Genomic DNA, 16,466 nt, shown 5'->3' on the forward strand with positions numbered 1-16,466 from the left:
GATCTGCCCCTCTCGAAGGCCCCGAACCCACAAGGTTCGGGGCTTTTTTTCTGGACCGTTGATAAACACCGAGGAAGCGCTCGAGGGAGTCACCCCTCCCTACAGCGTTTGACACTCGGCGGTCTCTCCCCGAAGCTGCTGCACACGCACACACGGAAACCGATATGTCCGAATCGTCTTCCCGGCGCACACCCGCTCAGCTCAAGGCGCGACGGCGCTGGCAGGTGGCAATTGCGCTGGCGCTGTTGCTGCTGATCATCGCCATGGCGATGCTGGTGCGAAACTGGCACGCGCCGCCGGCCGCACCGCAGGTCAATCACAGCTACGCCGAAGCACTGGAGCAGGCCCACGGCGGCAAGCCCGGCGCCGCGCGGGTGCTGTATCAGCAATTCAGTCGCACCGACCTGTCCGACATCCGCCGCGCCGGCCTGCTCGCCGAGCTGGTCAATTACCCGGGGCCCCAGGCGCTGAAAATTCTGCGCGGCGATCTCATGCGCCCTGCGCCGCTGGTGCAACAGGCGGCCATCCAGACGGTGACGGCGATGCTGCCTGAAGAACAACGGAGCATGCTGATCGGCCCGTTGCTGGACGATGCCGACGATGAGGTGCGCTTCAGCGCAGTGCGGGCTCTGCTGCCGTTGAGTCCCGATGAAGTAGGCCTGTACTTTGGCGCGTTGCAGGAAGCCGCTCAGCACTATGAACAGGCGCTGACCGCCGAGCCGCCGAGTGCGCAACGCCAGCTCGCGCTCTCTCGGCTCTATGTCAACAACGGCACCCCGCAAAAGGCAATTGAGGCGCTGGAACTGGCCGTGAAGCTGGAACCGGACAACCTCGAGACCGGCCTGGCGCTGGTGCAGTTGCTTGACCGTCAGGGCCAGGCCGATCGCTCGCGCCAGTTGCTCGCCCAGTGGCTGGAGAAAAAGCCCCAGTCGGCTCTGGCGCAACACGCACTGGGCCAATGGCTGCTGCGTCATAAACAGACCGAATACGCCCTGCTCCCGTTGACCCGGGCCATCGAACTGGAACCGGACAACAGCGGTTACCGTTATGACCTCGCCGTCGCCCTTCACGATCTGGATCAGCTGGAAGCGGCGCAGCGCCAGCTGGAAGACATTCTGCAGCGCGAACCCGCCGACCGCCGCGCGAGAATTCTGCTGATCCGTTACTGGACAGAGACCGGGCAGCTGCAGAAAGTGCAGGTGCTGCTGGCTGAACTGGAGCAGCTCAACGCCGATGATCCTGCCTTGCAGCAGGGGCTCTAGGACGGCACAGTTTCCATTAACGCTAAAGTATAAGAAATTACTTACAACGTTTAGCGCCTATTATTTTTTTCTTGTCAGACCCGCTTATCGTCGCCAGCATGTTTTACCTAACAATTAATCATCCGCTATTTTACAACGCGTAAAAAACGTGCATTATTTACTCGCGCCACAACTGAACTACCCCGTCTTGATACCTTCGTTCATTCCCATGAAGTTAGTGTCGACGGCTGATCCTGATGTCAGGGACAGGTAGGAAGTGGCGAGACCAACAGCAGCAGACCCGGATGCGCGTCTTGTTGCTTGCATCGTTGCTTGTATTGAGCTGACAACAGCCATTAATTGCCGGAGTATCATTTTGTCCAGACTTGCCGAATTTCGCGCAGCAGAAAAAGCCCTTCAGGAGCAGCTGGCCCAGCTCGAGTACCTGAAGAACGACGCCGGACTGAAGAAGGAAATCGAGTTCGAGCAGCAGCTCCAGGCCCTGATGAGCACGTACGACAAGACCTTGCGCGACATCATCGCCATCCTCGACCCCCACACGGGTGCGTCCAACGCAACCCCAGCAGCGCCGAAACGCCGCCGCCCGCGGGTGGTCAAGGTGTATCAGAATCCCCACACCGGCGAAGTCATCGAGACCAAGGGCGGCAACCATCGCGGTTTGAAAAACTGGAAAATACAATACGGTGCTGAAGTCGTTGATTCCTGGTTGCGAGGCCGCTAGTCCTCTGCTCTCCGTAACATTGTCCTGCAACATTGAGAAGAAGCTCTGCTCGCGGAGCTTCTCTGCAAGTGCAGGGAGATGGCGATGAAACAAGTGCTTTAAACGCGGATGATTTCGACCGATGTCTGACGGATTTTAAATAATGGGTGGAGGCGCAACGTCTGCGTTTAATATTCAACCTGACAATTAGCTGAACAGATTCGCAATAGTGGGATATATCGCTTTCAATGCACCGCTGGCTCATAGCATGCTCAACCGTCGAGCATCTTCAGCCTGATTAATTCCTTCAAACCGGTTTGGATGACATGAAAGCTGGCTATAAGCCTTCATACACCTTGAGATGAAATTTCCCTCTTCGGCTGAATGGCCCGTGAGCTTCACATTTTTTTCACACCGGGTTGTAGAGGATGGAGGCTACTAAAGGATTAGTGCCCCAATGCCCGCTTCGGCGGGCTTCTTTATGCCTGCGATTTGTGTAAAAACCCGCCTTCACCTACGGCGCCGACCCCAGGCGCAGACCCTTCCTGATCTGCAAGACCTCGTCTTTATGGGCCGCGTAGCCGTCCGCCGAGCCGGCGTACGACAACGACCACGCCAATTCCGGACTGGCCGCCGCCACCAGTGTCTGGGTCATGACGTGATTGCCGTTCTGGGTGATGGTGCACGTGGTTTCCATGGCAGGGATGTCGCTCAGGGTGCTGTCCTTCATCCGCGTGCAGACACTCTGAAAACCGCCTCGCGCGAAATTGACCTGCACCGCCTTGCGCATTTCCAGCAGCACGCTCTGCACGTTGACCGAATGACCGGGCTGCAGCTGCGTCTGGGTCAGCTCGACCACCATGGCCGGATCACCGTTCTGATCGTTTTTGACCGCACGCTGTCGTATTTGCACGGCGGGCTGACCTTCGGTCGCCGGCGGCTGGGGCAGCGCTTCAACTTCCCAGCCGTCGGGCCAGACGACCATAGCGTCCGCCGAAGACGCGACGCCTGGAATCATCAGCACGAGACAGAAAGCAACGCGGGCGCATGAGCGCAATGAGAGATGCATGGGCGGTACCTGAATGTCGAGGCGCGAAGTGTGAGCTGGTCATTCCTTGCCCACAAGCCGAAAGCCGCGCTTTATGCGCCTTCGGTTTGGCGCGTCGGCCATGAGCCCGTATCATTACGCAACATTTTAGCGTTAACCCGGAGACAACCATGAGTCTGCACGACCTGAACACTTTCCCCGGCGTCACGGCCACCCCGGACGCCTCGACCGCACAATTTGTGTTCAACCACACCATGTTGCGGGTCAAGGACGCTACCGCTTCCCTGGACTTCTACACCCGCGTGCTGGGCTTCAGCCTGGTGGAAAAGCGCGACTTCCCGGAAGCGGAATTCAGCCTGTACTTCCTGGCGCTGGTGGATAAAGCACAGATCCCGCAGGACGACGCCGCGCGCAACGTCTGGATGAAAGGCATCCCTGGCGTACTCGAACTGACCCACAACCACGGTACCGAAAACGACCCTGAGTTTTGCTACCACAACGGCAACGCCGACCCGCGCGGCTTCGGCCACATCTGCATTTCGGTGCCCGATGTAAAGGCTGCCTGCGCGCGCTTTGAGGAACTGGGCGTGGACTTCCAGAAACGCCTGACCGATGGCCGCATGAAAAGCCTGGCCTTCATCAAGGACCCGGATGGCTACTGGGTGGAAATCATCCAGCCGACGCCAGTAACGGGCGAGTAATCGGACCCGTTTAGCGCGACTGGCTTTAATCGGGACAGGACGGGGCTGGCGGTGACCTGGACTATTCGGCGATGACTTCGACTATTCGGCGATGACCTCGACTATTCGGCGATGACGTCGACTATTCGGCGATGACCTCGACCGTAGGACCGGCTTTAGCCGGGAAAGCGTCAGGGGTCACCCTGCAGATTTGAGGCTGCTCACACCGGCCTGTTCCCGGCTGAAGCCGGTCCCACTAAAAGCAGCGCATGCATTCAGCAAGCAGCGCATGCATCCAGCAATATTGGCGGTGAGCTCGACTATTCAACCATGACGTCGACTATTCGGCATGACCTCGACCGTAGGACCGGCTTTAGCCGGGAAGACGTCAAGCGCCACGCCGCAAAATTGAGGTTGCCAATAGCGGCCTCTTCCCGGCTGAAGCCGGTCCTACTCGGGAAACCCGGCCAGGGTCACGCTGCTTCTATCACCTGATCCGTATCAGCCAGATCTTCATACACCTGCGCGTTCGACGGCTCAGGGGTGAATGTCAGCGCGATGTTCTGGCACTGCTGTTTAAGCTGCTGCAGCTTCAAGGGACGGCTCAGGAAATAGCCCTGGGCTTCTTCGCAGCCGAACTCACGCACCAGGCTCATGCAGCGAAAGGTCTCGACGCCTTCTGCCACGGTTCGATAACCCAGCTCACTGGCCAGATGCAGCACGGATCGGGCAATGATGCGGTTGCGGGGGTTGCTCTCAAGGTCGGTGACCAGGGATTTGTCCAGCTTGAGGATGTTCGCCGGGATTTCGTGCAGGTAGGCAAAGTTGCTGTAGCCCGCGCCGAAATCATCGATGGCCACGTCAACGCCCAGTTCGCGGATGCGGGTGAGCTGAGCGATAACGCGCTTGTCCGCTCGAATCCACTCGCCTTCGGTGATCTCGACTTCCAGACGGGCGGGCTGAACACCGTGGTCATGGCAGGCGGTCTGAAGCGTCAAGGCGATGTCCAGGTCAGCGAAGTCCAGCGGCGACAGGTTGAGCGACAGCCGCACCTCTTCGTCGATCCAGCCGCTGAGGTCGCTCAGGGCACGGTCGATCACCCAACGGGTCACCGTGCTGATCCTGCCGGCGCTCTCGATCAGCGGGATGAATTCGCTTGGCCAGATCTTGCCCATAATCGGGTGAGTCCAGCGAATCAACGCCTCGACGCTGAGCAGGCGGCCGTCCTGCAAGCTGAAGCGTGGCTGGTACTCCAGATAGATGTCGCCACTGACCAGCGACTCGGCGAGTTCGTTGAGCAGGGTCAGCGCGCGACGCTGGGCGCAATCCTCGGCTTCGTCATAGGCCGCCCACGGCACCTGCCGATACACGGCCCTCCCCGCCGCGTGGGTCGCTTTGCCCATGAGCGCAGCGGCGGAGTTCTGACCGTCGTCACAGCACGCCAGGCCCACGGCAACCTGATGGTGAGTAAAAGGCTCGGTGATCAGGGCCAACAGCATGCGGACCAAGTCGTCCCGCCGAGACTGTTCGCAGCTCATCTGCAGGCAGAAATCCAGGTCGCTGATGTGGTACAGCTCGGCGATGCCATCCATACGTCGACTCAGACAGTGAGCCATCTCTCGACGCGTTTGTTGCGCATCCAGATTGCTGCTCACGCTGACATCCGTAGGGCTCGGCACCGGCTGGGTACGGATGACAACCATCAGCCGCACCTCGCTCCCGCTCACCGCAACGTCTTCGGTGTCCAGCAAGAACTGCTGCAAATTGGGCAGACGGCTGATCGGATGGCGGTAGCGCATCGCCTGGCACTGTTCGACCTGTCCCATGACCAGTTGCGCGAAATCCTCGAGCACAGCCACTTCGTCAGGTTGCAGCGTGCGCGGGACTGTGTCGATCAGGCAAAAGCTGCCAAGCACATCGCCATGCTGATTGAACAAAGGCGCCCCGGCGTAGAAACGGATGCCATCAGGTCGGGTGACCAGCGCGTTGTCGGCGAAGCGCGGGTCCAGCGTGGCGTCATTGACCACCATGACGCCGGAATTCTGAATGGTGTAGCGGCAGAACGACTGCTCGATGGGCGTCTGACTCGCGTCGAAACCTACCCGACCGGGAAACCACTGGCGGTCTTTTTCCACCAGCGAGACCAGTACCGTCGGCACGCGAAAGTGCGCGGCAGCCAAGCGACACAGGCGGTCGAAATCCTCGCTGTGTGCGGTTTCCAGCCATTGCAAAGCGTGAACCGCGGACAGGCGCTTCTGCTCAATTTCCAGCGAACAGTTCATGGCATGTGCCCTCGGTTCTGAAAATACAGATTGAATGATATCTCATGGCCACTACTCCCCGCACGTGATCTTCGCACGATCATGACGGAAGGTCGATATCTACGATCAGAGGCAAAAAGAGAGTTCGGCTGAGTCGAAAAAAGTGATATCACAAAGACATCACTTAATCGGTTCAGTTCCAAAGCTATACAAATATATTCTGTTGTACAACTTTTTATAAAGTTTATACGATCACTGCCGACAGATGGATCAGAGCGACGCGCGGCCAGCCCTGACGCTTCCTGCAAAACGTCGCCAACACCATTGAACCCCGAGAAAAAAGGACCGTTCTCACCGACAAAAACCCAATTGCCCCGCTTGGGGTTGTGAGAGCTGCATGAATATTCTTGCCCCTGCCGTGTACCTGACCAACCGCCTGCGCTTTCCTGCCAAGTTTGCGGTGCTGGCCATCATCGTTCTGCTTCCGCTGTCCTTGTTGGGCGCCCGCCTGCTGCATCAACTCAATACGAGCATCGAAAACATCCATTCCGAGCAAGTCGGTCAGCGCTATTTGATGGACGTCACCCCCGTGCTGCGCCTGTCGATGCTGCAAAGAGCGTTGACCAACCGCTTGCTCAGCGGGGATCAAACCGCCCAGCCCGACCTCGCCGCCAACCAGACCAAACTCCTGGATGCCTACACCAAACTGGAAGCCACGGACCGCCAGTTCACCGTCGAGCTGGAAACCGGCGATCGGGTGCAGCGCCTGCGTTCCGGGGCCGAAGGGTTGATCAGTCAGACCAAAACCGGGGCCGACCCGGCAAGCATGTTCGACGCATGGAGTGAACAGCTGACCCAGACGCTGAATTTCATCTACTTCGTCTCCGCCACCTCCGGGATGGTCCTCGACGAAGACTACGCCTCGCTGTTCCTGATCGATCAAAGCACCATACGCCTGCCGCGCCAGATCAACGTGGTTGGCCAGTTGCGCGGCCTGTCGAGCGGCCTCCACGAAGGCCAGCCGCTGACAGATGCCACCCGTGGCACGCTCAAGTCGTTGCTCAAGCAGGAAACCCAGATCCGCCAGGAATTGCTGCAGAGTCTGAGCCTGCTGCGCCGCAAGGAGCCGGCCCTTGCCGATCGCATCCAGTCCCCCGTCACCAGCGGGCTTTCGAGTCTGGATGGCTTTCGCAATGACGTGGAAACCCTGATCGCCTCACCGCAAAACACCATCAGCGGCATGCAGGGGCTGCCGGCCAAAGGCAACGCCGTGGTCGCCGAGCTGTACAAGGCGCAGGACGCCTTGCAGGCGGCACTGTCTGCGGTGCTGGAGCAACGGGTTCAGGACAAGTCGGCAGAACGCGCCGCCATGCTGGCCATGTTCGCCATCGCCGGCCTGCTGCTGATCTATGCCTTCAGCGGGATCTACAGCGCCATGCGTCGGGCCATGGAAGCCATGTTGAGCGCCACCCGCCGCATCGCCCAGGGCGATCTCACCGCACGGGTCAACGTCGCTGGCAAAGACGAAATGGCCGACATCGGGACCGGTTTGAATCACATGGTTCAGGCTTTCGGTGAATCCCTTGCCCAGGTCGAGCGCAGTTCCAGCTCGGTGTCAGACGCCGCAGCCCGCCTGAGTGCGTCCATCGACCGGGCCAAAGTGTCGATGAACGCTCAGCAAGGTGAAACCGAACAGGTCGCCACCGCCATCAACGAAATGACCGCCAGTGTCGCCGACGTCGCCCAGAACACCGAAGGCGCGGCCCGTGCAGCGGAACAGGCCAGCCAGGCCTCGGGCAAAGGCTTGGGCGTCATGCAGCAGACCCGCCAGACCATCGAGGCGCTGGCCGGCGAAGTTGACCTCAGCGCGCAGAAGGTTGCGGCCCTCGCGCTGCACAGTCAGGAAATCGGCGGGGTCATTGAAGTGATCCGCAACATCGCCGACCAGACCAACCTGCTCGCCCTCAACGCCGCCATCGAAGCCGCCCGCGCCGGCGAGCAAGGCCGTGGCTTTGCCGTGGTCGCCGATGAAGTGCGGACCCTGGCGTCCCGTACGCAGAACTCCACCGCGGAAATCCAGCGGATCATCCAGCAATTGCAATTGGCGACCAGCGCCGCCGTGGAGCAGATGAAAGCGGGCAAGGACCGGGCGCAGGAGTGCCTGACGTCGGCCGATCAGACGTCATCGAGCCTGAACGCGATCAACGAAGGCGTGGAGTCGATCGTCGGCATGAACACCCAGATTGCCAGCGCTGCCGTTCAGCAGCACGCCGTGTCCGAGGACATCAACCGCAACGTCACCGAGATCCGCAATGGCACCTTCGTGTTGATGGAAGGCATCGAGGACAATGCGGTAACGGCGGACGAACTGTCGCTGCTGGCCGGCGAACTGCGTACCGTGGTCGGTCGCTTCAAACTCTGAGGACCGGGCGCAGCGCAAAATGCCGCGCACCCTTCAGCCATCGTTCAAGGGATCTGGGCCCCCGCCACTGCCACGTACACCGAGTACAACGAGGTGTTCGCGGTGATGAACAGGCGGTTGCGGCGAGGGCCGCCGAAGGTCAGATTGGCTACCTTCTCCGGCAGGCGGATCTTGCCCAGTAAGGTGCCGTCGGCGGCGAAGCACTGCACGCCGTCGCCGGCACTGGTCCAGACATTGCCCTGCACATCCACGCGCATGCCGTCCGGCACGCCCGGCTCTATCACCGCGAACACCCGCGACTGCCCCAGCTCACGCCCATTGATGACCTCGAAGGCTCGGATGTGGTGGGGGCCGTCAGGGTCGTGGGAGCGACCGGAATCAGCGACGTACAGGGTCTGCCCGTCCGGGGAGAAGGCCAGGCCGTTGGGTTGCACAAAATCGTTGGCCATGCAGGCAATCTCACCGCTGTCCGGGTCGATCCGGTAAACATGGCGGCCCGGCTGCTCTTCTTCGGCCTGATAACCCTCGTAATCGGTGAGGATGCCGTAGCTGGGATCGGTGAACCACACCGCGCCATCGCGGTGCACCACCACATCATTCGGCGAGTTCAAGCGCTTACCTTCAAATCGCTCGGCCAGCACCGTGATCGAACCGTCCGGTTCGGTGCGGGTGACGCTGCGGGTGCCGTGCTCGCAGGTGATCAGCCGGCCCAGCAGGTCGCGGGTGTTGCCGTTGGCAAAATTCGACGGGGTGCGGAAGGTCGACACGCCCTGCTCCGGGGTCCAGCGCAACATGCGCTGGTTGGGGATATCGCTCCACAACAGATAGCCGCCGTCGTTGAACCACACCGGCCCTTCGGCCCAGCGGCACTGGTCATACAGGCGCTCAAGCTGGGTGTTGGGCAGGATCAGGCGGTGAAAACGCTTGTCATGGCATTCGTAGAGGTCGTCGGACACAGGTTCGATCCTTAATTCAGGCGCGGGCATTTTTGCGTCCGCTGACAGCGGTAATCACCGCGATGATGATCAGGCCGGTGAGGATCAGCCGCACCCCGGCACTGGCGCCAAAGGTGTTGAGCATGCTCACCAGCAGGTAGAGGAACAGCGACGCGCCCCAGATGCCCGGCACGTTGGAAAACCCGCCCGCCACCGAGGTCCCGCCAATCACCACGACGGCGATGGAGGCCAGCAGGTATTCCTCGCCCATGCCCAGCGACGCGCCCCCGGAAAACCCGGCCAGGGTCAGTCCGCAGAGGCTGCCGAACACCGCACACAGCACGTAGGTGGCGAAGCGCATACGGCCAACCCGGATGCCGGCCAGTTCGGCGGCGCGGGCGTTTTGCCCGATGGCCAGGACCGAGCGACCGTAGCGGGTGCGGGTCAGCACGTAACCCATGAGCACCGCCACGGCGATCACCACAATGGCCAGATACGGCACGCCGAATACGCGGCCCGTGGCGAAGGTGTAGAAACCCTCTGGTGGCGGCACCCGCACGCTGCGGCCATAGGCAATCGCCAGGGATTGCAGGATGAAGCTGGCCGACAGCGTCGCGATGATCGGCGGAATGCGCAGCAGGCGGATCAGCGCGAAATTGCCGCAGCCCACCAGCACACCGATGCCCAGCACGCCGATCACGCCCAGCCAGATGTTCGCGTCCTGGCCGTCCATGAGCTTCATGCCCAAGGCGCCACTCAAGGCGATGTTGGCCGGAATCGACAGGTCGATGTTCCCAGGCCCGGTGCTGATGACGAACATCTGGCCGATGCCGACAATCGCGAAGAACGTCGAGAACGCCAGCGCCCCAGACAGTAAGGCGCCTGCGCCCTGCCCGCCGGTGAACACCAGCGTCGCCGCCCAGATCAATAACGCCGCCAGGAATGACCACAGCCACGGCTTGCCGCGCAGCGCTGCAAGAGTTGAAGTGCTCATAGCGGACGTACCTCCATACGATTGACCGCCGCACGCAGCGCCAGCACGAAAATCAGAATCGCGCCCTGGGCGCCGATCTGCCAGTCAGGCGAGATGCGGATGAACGACAGCAGCGAACCGGCCAGCACCAGGGTCAGCGCGCCGAGCACCGCGCCCATGGGTGATACCCGCCCGCCGACGAATTCGCCGCCGCCGAGGATCACCCCGGCGATGGACAACAGGGTGTAACGCAGGGCCACATTGGCGTCGGCGGACGTGGTCAGCCCCACCAGAAACAGCCCGGACAACACGCCGAAGCCTCCGGCCATGGCGTACATCGCCACTTTGATACGCAGCAGCGACCAGCCGGCCTTGGCGATCGCCAGCGGATTGCCGCCGGCCCCGCGCAGCACCACGCCGACCGTGGAGCGCATCAGGAAAAAGTGCATCGCCAGCCCGAGCACGATGCAGACGATGATCGCCAGCGGAATCAGCGGCGGCTTGATCCGCACCAGCGCTTGCAGCCACTGCGGCGCCGTCCCGCCGGGCGAAGGCAACAGCAGAATCGCGCCGCCGACCCAGATGAACGACATTCCCAGGGTGACAACAATCGACGGCAGGTTGCGGCTGTGGATCAGCGCGCCGAGCACCGCATAAACGCCCACGCACCCGGCCAAGGCCAGCCAGCCGAGAAACGGGTGTTGATCGAGCAGCGTCACCGCCACGCAGGCGACGAAGCTGATGAAACTGCCCATGGACAGATCCAGATCGTTGACGCTGATGATCAGCATCTGCGCGATGGTCGCCAGGGCGATCGGCACCGCCAGGTTGAGCATCAGATTCAGGCCCATGTAGCTCATGGCCCGGGGCTGCATGATGAAGATGGTCGCCAGCAACACCACCAGCGACACCGCCGGCAAGGCCGCGCGGAGCATGCGGGCGCGGCGTGCGGCGTTGTTGCGTGCCGCGACGGGTGCGCGGGCAACGGAATTCAACGGGGCATTCATGGGGTTTCCTCGGCGAAGGAGCTGCGCAGGATGCGCTCCTCGCTCAGTTCACTGCGCGGCATGTCGAGCACCGCCTGGCCGTCGCGGAAGACATACACGTGGTCGCAATAGGTCAGTTCTTCCAGCTCGGTGGTGTACCAGATGAAGGTACGGCCCCGGGCCGCCTCCTCCATCAGGATCGAGTACACCTCGCGCTTGGTGCCGACGTCGACGCCGCGCATGGGATCGTCCATCAGGATGATCTGGCTGTCGGAGGCCAGGGCCCGGGCAAACAACGCTTTTTGCTGGTTGCCGCCGGACAGCGACAGGATCGGATTGCTCATGTCCGGGGTGCGGATGCTCATGCGCTTCATCCAGTCGTCGGCCATGGCCTGCTCGGCGTCGGGGTTCAGCAACAGGCCGCGCTTGAGCTGATTGAGCGAGCCGATGGTGATGTTCTCGGCGATGGACCACAGCGCAAACACGCCATCGGTCTGGCGGTCGCCGGCGACGAAACTCGCGCCGCTGCCGTGCTTGACGCAGTCGCGCAGCACCTGGGTCAGTAACTGGCTCTGGCCGTGCCCGGCCAGCCCGGACAGCCCGACGATCTCGCCGGCAAACGCCTGCACCGTGCGTCCATCCGCCTGACGCGCCGGGCGCTGTTCCACGCGGGGGCTGCCCTGCTCGCGTCGGGAGGCGAAATCCTCAGTCGCCTGCTGCTGTTCGCGCGCCGTGCCGCCCATGACTTCCACCAGCGAATCGTGGGTGAAGTCTCGGGCCGCGCGGGTCTCGACGATTCTGCCGTCACGCATCACCGCGATGCGGTCACAGGTGCCGAGCATTTCGCCGAGGATGTGGCTGATCAGCACGATGCTGCCGCCGCCCTCGGCGAAACGCCGCACGTGGCGCAAGAGCTGCTCGGCGACTCGCGCGTCGAGGGATGATGTAGGTTCGTCGAGGATGATCAGATCCAGGCGCTCGTCGACGTTGATGAACGCCCGGGCGATCTCAACCATCTGCCGCTTGCCGATGGACAGGTCAGCAACGATGTCATCGGCTTCGATGCCGTGGCCGGGGAAAATCTGTTCCAGCATGGCTTCGATCAGCTCACCGGCCCGACGCCGCCAGCCAAAACCGCGCAGGGCCGGTGACATCAGCCGGGTGTTTTCCGCGACGTTGAGGTTGGGGCACAGCGACAACTCCTGAAACACGCAGCGAATGCCGTGCTGACGCGCCACTTGCACTGAATAGCCTTGGCGCAGGTCGCGGCCTTCGATCAGCAGTTGCCCGCAATCGGCGGCCAGGGTGCCGGCGAGCACTTGCATCAGGGTCGATTTGCCCGCGCCGTTGTGGCCGATCAGGCCCAGGCATTCGCCGGCGCGCACGCTCAGGTCGACGTCACTGAGGGCGCGCACGGCGCCGAACGATTTGCCGGCGCCGGCGAAGGCCACCCGCACAGGTCCATTTGCGTTCATGGTCGGAATTCCTTGGCGGGCCGCAGGCAGCGCGGCCTGCTTTGCTTACATGGACAGGCTCACAGGGGAAAGCTCACAGGGAAGCGGCGGGCTTGAGCTTGGCGACGTCGTCGACGCTGTAGGTTTCGCTGACGATCCCGCCCTTGGGCAGGTCCTTCAGGCTGGCGTCGAGGGTCTGCTGGGTGACGGTAACCGCTGGCGACAACAGGTCATGGGGCATCTGCTTGCCGTCGAGCAACTGCTGCGCGACATAGAACGCCAGGCTGGAAATGCTCGGTCCGCTGCTGATGGAGAAGCTCTGATAGCCCTGGGTGTCGCTTTGTTTTTTCCACCAGCTCAGCTCTTCTTCGCGGTTGCCAAAGATGATCGCCGGCAGCGGACGCCCTGCTGCGACAAAGGCCTGGGCAATGCCGACACCTTCGCCGCCCTGGGTCACCACGGCGTCGACTTTCGGCAGACTGGGCAGCACGCCGGAAACGGCTTTCTGCGCCACGGTCGGCGACCAGTTGCCGTTCACTTCGCCGATCACTTTCAGGTTCGGGTGTTTCTGCGCGCCAGCGGTGATGCCTGAGTGAATGCGCTCGTCCACCGACACGCCGGCCAGGCCGCGCACTTCCAGCACATTGGCGCCCTGGGGGAAGCGCTCGGACAGGTAATCCATCTGCTCGATGCCGGTCTGTTTGAAGTCCATGGAGATGCGGTAGGCGCAAGGCTCGGAGACCGTGCCGTCGAAGGACACGACGATAATGCCGGCATCGCAGGCCTGCTTCACCGCACCGTTGAGCGCCGTCGGCGAGGAGGCGTTAATGACGATGGCGTCATAGCCCTGCAGGATCAGGTTCTGGATTTGCGCGGCTTGCTCGGTGGCCTGATTCTCCGCCGTGGTAAAGCTGTCAGCCGACGCGATCAGGCCATCCTTGACGGCTTTGTCTGTGGTCTGCTGCCAGCTGGCGAGCATCAGTTGGCGCCAGGAGTTGCCGGCGTAATTGTTGGAGAGCGCGATCTTCTTGTCAGCCGTATCGGCGTGGGAAGCGTCGGGCAGAGCCATCAGGGGCGCCACGGCCAGTGCGGCACAGAGCAATGAACGGCGTAGCGGATGACGACGACTTTTCATAGTTGAACCCTTGTTATTTTTATGGGGGCTGCAGAGTGGCCGACGGCGTCGGTCGCACCTTTATACGAACAGTACGCGGCGAGTCTGCACTGGCCGGTGCGGAGCGTCAGCGGTCAATCGTGCAGACCTGATGCGGGATCCCGCAAGCGACCTGCAGGATCCTGCGTTCTTTTTGCCGCACAGGGGCCATAATGACCGGACTGCTCCGCTGTTCAGTTCTTTGCAAAAAGCGTTCGATCCAGACAATAAAAACAGGTTGAAGCCCATGGCACAGCGACCGCACACCCTTGCCGAAGACGTGCTGCATCATTTTCTCGGTATCTCCCGCGCCCTCGCCGGCCAGCTGGATTTCCAGTCGATGATCGACGCCGTCTCCCGGGAAATCAGCCCGATCCTGCCCCACGATCACCTCGATGTATGCCTGTTCATCCTCGACGGCCGCGAGCACATCACCTATGAAAGCGGCGTTCACACGCTGTGGGGCGATGTCGCTCAACCGATGCCGGTGCACACCAGCCCCATTCGTGCGGTGCTGTTGGGTGAGCAGGCGTTTCTGTTGACCCACGACGCCATGAACGACGCACGCTTCGCCTTCCCCGGCGCCGTCAACCACCCGATTTTCGATGCCCGTCTGCGCAGTCGCTTGCACGTGCCCCTGCGCGCGCGGGGCGAAATCATCGGCGCCCTGAGCTGTTCGAAACACACCGAGCATTTCTACACCCTGGATGACGTGCGCCACACCCAGCACGTCGCCGATCTGCTGGCCTCGTACGTGTACGCCCTGCGCCAGACCGAACAGGCCAAACAGTTGGCGATTGCCGAAGCCCAAGTGCGTGCGCGGGAGGAAGGTCTGCGCCAGGGCGCGCTGCGCCTGACCGAGGAGCTGGAGCGCGAACGTCAGCGGGTCGGCATGGACTTGCACGACCAAACCCTCGCCGACATGACCCGTCTGCACCGACGCATCGCCCGCCTGCAAACCCTGCCCAGCGTGCCGGGCGAGGACTTGCGTGGCATCGCCTGCTCGCTCAAGGACAGCATGCAGGAGCTGCGGCAACTGATCGATGCGGTCAAGCCGACGGTGCTGCAGTTGTTCGGCTTCGAAGAAGGCGTTGAAGATCTGTTGCGGCGCAGCGTACGCGACAGCGGCCTGAGCATCGAAACGCGTTTGCAGGACAACACCGACGGCATGGGCGATCGCTTGCCGGAGTCGGTGAAGGTCGCGGTGTTCCGCATCATTCAGGAAGCGGTGAACAACGCGATCAAGCACGCCATGCCGGACAGCATCGTCATCCACATCAACCACACGGGCGGGCTGTTACAGCTGACGATTGACGATGACGGCGTGGGGCTGGACCTCGGCCACCGGCTTAACAGCGGCGGCATTCAGAACATGCAGGTGCGTGCGCAACTGATGGCGGCGCAGCTGTATATCGAACGCGGGCCCCACGAGCGAGGCACGCGCGTAAGGGTGTGCCTGCCGCTGGCTGCTCTGGACCTGGTTGATGAGGCGGCAGCGGTTTCCGGGCCTGCGCTTTTAACGGAGGCACCATGCAAGTCCTGCTGATTGAAGACGACCCGGTGCATCGGGCGTTCCTGCGCGAAGTGATCGAAGTGGCACTGCCGGAATGCACGCGTTTGCTGGAGGCTGAAGACGGTCAGATCGGCGAGCGGTTGTTCAGCGAAAGCCCGGTGGATGCGGTGGTGATGGACTTGCAAATGCCCTGCCGCACCGGGGTCGAAGCGGCCAAAACTATTTGGCGGCAGCAGCCGGACACGTCGATTCTGTTCTGGTCGAATTACTCGGACGAGGCCTACGTGCGGGGCATCGCGCGGATCGTGCCTCAGGGCGCGGCCTACGGTTACATCCTCAAGACCGCCTCGGAAGAGCGCTTGCGTCTGGCCTTGCGGGGCTTGTTCATCGAGCAGCAGTGCGTGATCGACCGCGAGATTCGCGGCGTGCAGCTCAAAGCCCACGATCAGTTGTCCGGGCTGAGTGATGGCGAATACGAGGTGCTGCAGGACATCGCCTTAGGCCTGACCGACCGCACCATCGCCACTCGCCGCAACCTGTCGCTGCGCAGCGTGCAGAACCGGTTGCAGCAGCTTTACGAAAAGCTCGGGGTCTACCAGCCCGATGCGGCTGGGGAGCGCAGCACCGCTTTCAACCTCCGCGCCCGCGCCGTCAACATCGCCCTGCTCCGCCGCCTGCTCAACCGCACCGCGCTGGAACAGGCCGAAGCCGAACTGCAACTGTGGCTGAAAAACCCCGGGCGGCATCGGGTTGGAGGGGACTGAGGGAAGATCAAGAGCGTCGGCCTAAGGGCCTCGGGTTTCGCCTTCGGCGACTTACTTTTGAAAAGCACCAAAAGTAAGCAAAAGTGCCTGCTCCTGGTTTGGCCCCTCGTACCTCGGGGTTCCTTCACTCCGGTCTCGCTCCGTGGGCCCGCCGCCATCCGCCATCCATGGCGGGGGGCGGCTCTCGCGGCATCCATGCCGCTCGGCCCACTCCACGAGACCTCCGTTCAGCCTGCACCAAAGTCGCGTTTTGCGGTGCTTGAACTACCGCGGAGAAGATCAAAAGCAGATCACAAGCAGGTCAAAGGCATCCCG

The 16,466-nt window shown here is 62.0% G+C and carries 13 protein-coding genes; 6 read left to right on the plus strand and 7 right to left on the minus strand.

Features of this window, described 5'->3' with window-relative positions:
* The first annotated feature begins 164 nt into the window (after window positions 1–164).
* Entirely contained in the window at window positions 165–1,262 is a 1,098-nt protein-coding gene (locus EC919_RS00145) for a tetratricopeptide repeat protein (protein ID WP_208294935.1), read from the plus strand.
* A gap of 355 nt (window positions 1,263–1,617) precedes the next feature.
* Window positions 1,618–1,983 (plus strand): histone-like nucleoid-structuring protein, MvaT/MvaU family, encoded by a 366-nt coding sequence (locus EC919_RS00150; protein WP_133770065.1) that lies wholly within the window; start codon window positions 1,618–1,620, stop codon window positions 1,981–1,983.
* Window positions 1,984–2,476: 493 nt separating this feature from the next.
* Here EC919_RS00150 and EC919_RS00155 read toward each other — a convergent pair whose 3' ends face one another.
* The gene (locus EC919_RS00155) at window positions 2,477–2,980 is read right to left on the minus strand and encodes a DUF4946 domain-containing protein (protein ID WP_243842184.1); all 504 of its coding nucleotides are present in this window, start codon (window positions 2,978–2,980) and stop codon (window positions 2,477–2,479) included.
* A 200-nt stretch (window positions 2,981–3,180) separates the two neighbouring features.
* On the opposite strand from EC919_RS00155, the gene gloA reads away from it, so the two are divergent.
* Entirely contained in the window at window positions 3,181–3,711 is a 531-nt protein-coding gene (gloA, locus tag EC919_RS00160) for a lactoylglutathione lyase (protein WP_133770069.1), read from the plus strand.
* 452 nt (window positions 3,712–4,163) lie between these two features.
* Here gloA and EC919_RS00165 read toward each other — a convergent pair whose 3' ends face one another.
* The gene (locus EC919_RS00165) at window positions 4,164–5,972 is read right to left on the minus strand and encodes a sensor domain-containing diguanylate cyclase (protein WP_133770072.1); all 1,809 of its coding nucleotides are present in this window, start codon (window positions 5,970–5,972) and stop codon (window positions 4,164–4,166) included.
* 376 nt (window positions 5,973–6,348) lie between these two features.
* Between EC919_RS00165 and EC919_RS00170 the strand changes: the two genes are divergently transcribed.
* The gene (locus tag EC919_RS00170) at window positions 6,349–8,373 is read left to right on the plus strand and encodes a methyl-accepting chemotaxis protein (RefSeq protein WP_133770074.1); all 2,025 of its coding nucleotides are present in this window, start codon (window positions 6,349–6,351) and stop codon (window positions 8,371–8,373) included.
* Window positions 8,374–8,417: 44 nt separating this feature from the next.
* Here EC919_RS00170 and EC919_RS00175 read toward each other — a convergent pair whose 3' ends face one another.
* The 5 genes from EC919_RS00175 to EC919_RS00195 all read right to left on the minus strand — a co-directional run bounded on the left by EC919_RS00175 (window position 8,418) and on the right by EC919_RS00195 (window position 13,856).
* Window positions 8,418–9,329 carry an SMP-30/gluconolactonase/LRE family protein gene (locus EC919_RS00175; RefSeq protein ID WP_133770076.1) on the minus strand — a complete coding sequence of 304 codons (912 nt, stop codon included), beginning with the start codon at window positions 9,327–9,329 and terminating at the stop codon, window positions 8,418–8,420.
* Window positions 9,330–9,345: 16 nt separating this feature from the next.
* A complete protein-coding gene (locus EC919_RS00180) occupies window positions 9,346–10,302 on the minus strand; it encodes an ABC transporter permease (RefSeq protein ID WP_133770078.1) in 957 nt (318 codons plus the stop codon).
* The gene (locus EC919_RS00185; RefSeq protein WP_133770080.1) at window positions 10,299–11,288 is read right to left on the minus strand and encodes an ABC transporter permease; all 990 of its coding nucleotides are present in this window, start codon (window positions 11,286–11,288) and stop codon (window positions 10,299–10,301) included. The genes EC919_RS00180 and EC919_RS00185 overlap by 4 nt, the downstream gene beginning before the upstream one ends.
* The gene (locus EC919_RS00190) at window positions 11,285–12,742 is read right to left on the minus strand and encodes a sugar ABC transporter ATP-binding protein (RefSeq protein ID WP_133770082.1); all 1,458 of its coding nucleotides are present in this window, start codon (window positions 12,740–12,742) and stop codon (window positions 11,285–11,287) included. Before EC919_RS00190 ends, EC919_RS00185 begins: the two co-directional genes overlap by 4 nt.
* Window positions 12,743–12,815: 73 nt before the next feature.
* The gene (locus EC919_RS00195; RefSeq protein WP_133770084.1) at window positions 12,816–13,856 is read right to left on the minus strand and encodes an ABC transporter substrate-binding protein; all 1,041 of its coding nucleotides are present in this window, start codon (window positions 13,854–13,856) and stop codon (window positions 12,816–12,818) included.
* 265 nt (window positions 13,857–14,121) lie between these two features.
* Here EC919_RS00195 and EC919_RS00200 point away from each other — a divergent pair, with 265 nt between their 5' ends.
* Both EC919_RS00200 and EC919_RS00205 read left to right on the plus strand, forming a co-directional pair.
* Window positions 14,122–15,420 (plus strand): GAF domain-containing sensor histidine kinase, encoded by a 1,299-nt coding sequence (locus EC919_RS00200; protein ID WP_133770086.1) that lies wholly within the window; start codon window positions 14,122–14,124, stop codon window positions 15,418–15,420.
* The gene (locus EC919_RS00205; protein WP_133770088.1) at window positions 15,405–16,151 is read left to right on the plus strand and encodes a response regulator transcription factor; all 747 of its coding nucleotides are present in this window, start codon (window positions 15,405–15,407) and stop codon (window positions 16,149–16,151) included. The genes EC919_RS00200 and EC919_RS00205 overlap by 16 nt, the downstream gene beginning before the upstream one ends.
* Window positions 16,152–16,466: the final 315 nt, after the last annotated feature.

The organism is Pseudomonas graminis, assembly GCF_004364335.1.
In the GTDB taxonomy this organism is placed as follows: Bacteria; Pseudomonadota; Gammaproteobacteria; order Pseudomonadales; family Pseudomonadaceae; genus Aquipseudomonas; species Aquipseudomonas graminis_D.

Excerpts from the sequence above, each read along its gene's own strand:
- EC919_RS00180 (WP_133770078.1), bottom strand. The coding sequence starts at position 10,302 with ATGAGCACTTCAACTCTTGCAGCGCTGCGCGGCAAGCCGTGGCTGTGG.
- EC919_RS00195 (WP_133770084.1), bottom strand. The coding sequence starts at position 13,856 with ATGAAAAGTCGTCGTCATCCGCTACGCCGTTCATTGCTCTGTGCCGCA.
- EC919_RS00165 (WP_133770072.1), bottom strand. The coding sequence starts at position 5,972 with ATGAACTGTTCGCTGGAAATTGAGCAGAAGCGCCTGTCCGCGGTTCAC.
- EC919_RS00190 (WP_133770082.1), bottom strand. The coding sequence starts at position 12,742 with ATGAACGCAAATGGACCTGTGCGGGTGGCCTTCGCCGGCGCCGGCAAA.
- EC919_RS00155 (WP_243842184.1), bottom strand. The coding sequence starts at position 2,980 with ATGATTCCAGGCGTCGCGTCTTCGGCGGACGCTATGGTCGTCTGGCCC.
- EC919_RS00185 (WP_133770080.1), bottom strand. The coding sequence starts at position 11,288 with ATGAATGCCCCGTTGAATTCCGTTGCCCGCGCACCCGTCGCGGCACGC.
- EC919_RS00170 (WP_133770074.1), top strand. The coding sequence starts at position 6,349 with ATGAATATTCTTGCCCCTGCCGTGTACCTGACCAACCGCCTGCGCTTT.
- gloA (WP_133770069.1), top strand. The coding sequence starts at position 3,181 with ATGAGTCTGCACGACCTGAACACTTTCCCCGGCGTCACGGCCACCCCG.
- EC919_RS00205 (WP_133770088.1), top strand. The coding sequence starts at position 15,405 with ATGCAAGTCCTGCTGATTGAAGACGACCCGGTGCATCGGGCGTTCCTG.
- EC919_RS00145 (WP_208294935.1), top strand. The coding sequence starts at position 165 with ATGTCCGAATCGTCTTCCCGGCGCACACCCGCTCAGCTCAAGGCGCGA.
- EC919_RS00200 (WP_133770086.1), top strand. The coding sequence starts at position 14,122 with ATGGCACAGCGACCGCACACCCTTGCCGAAGACGTGCTGCATCATTTT.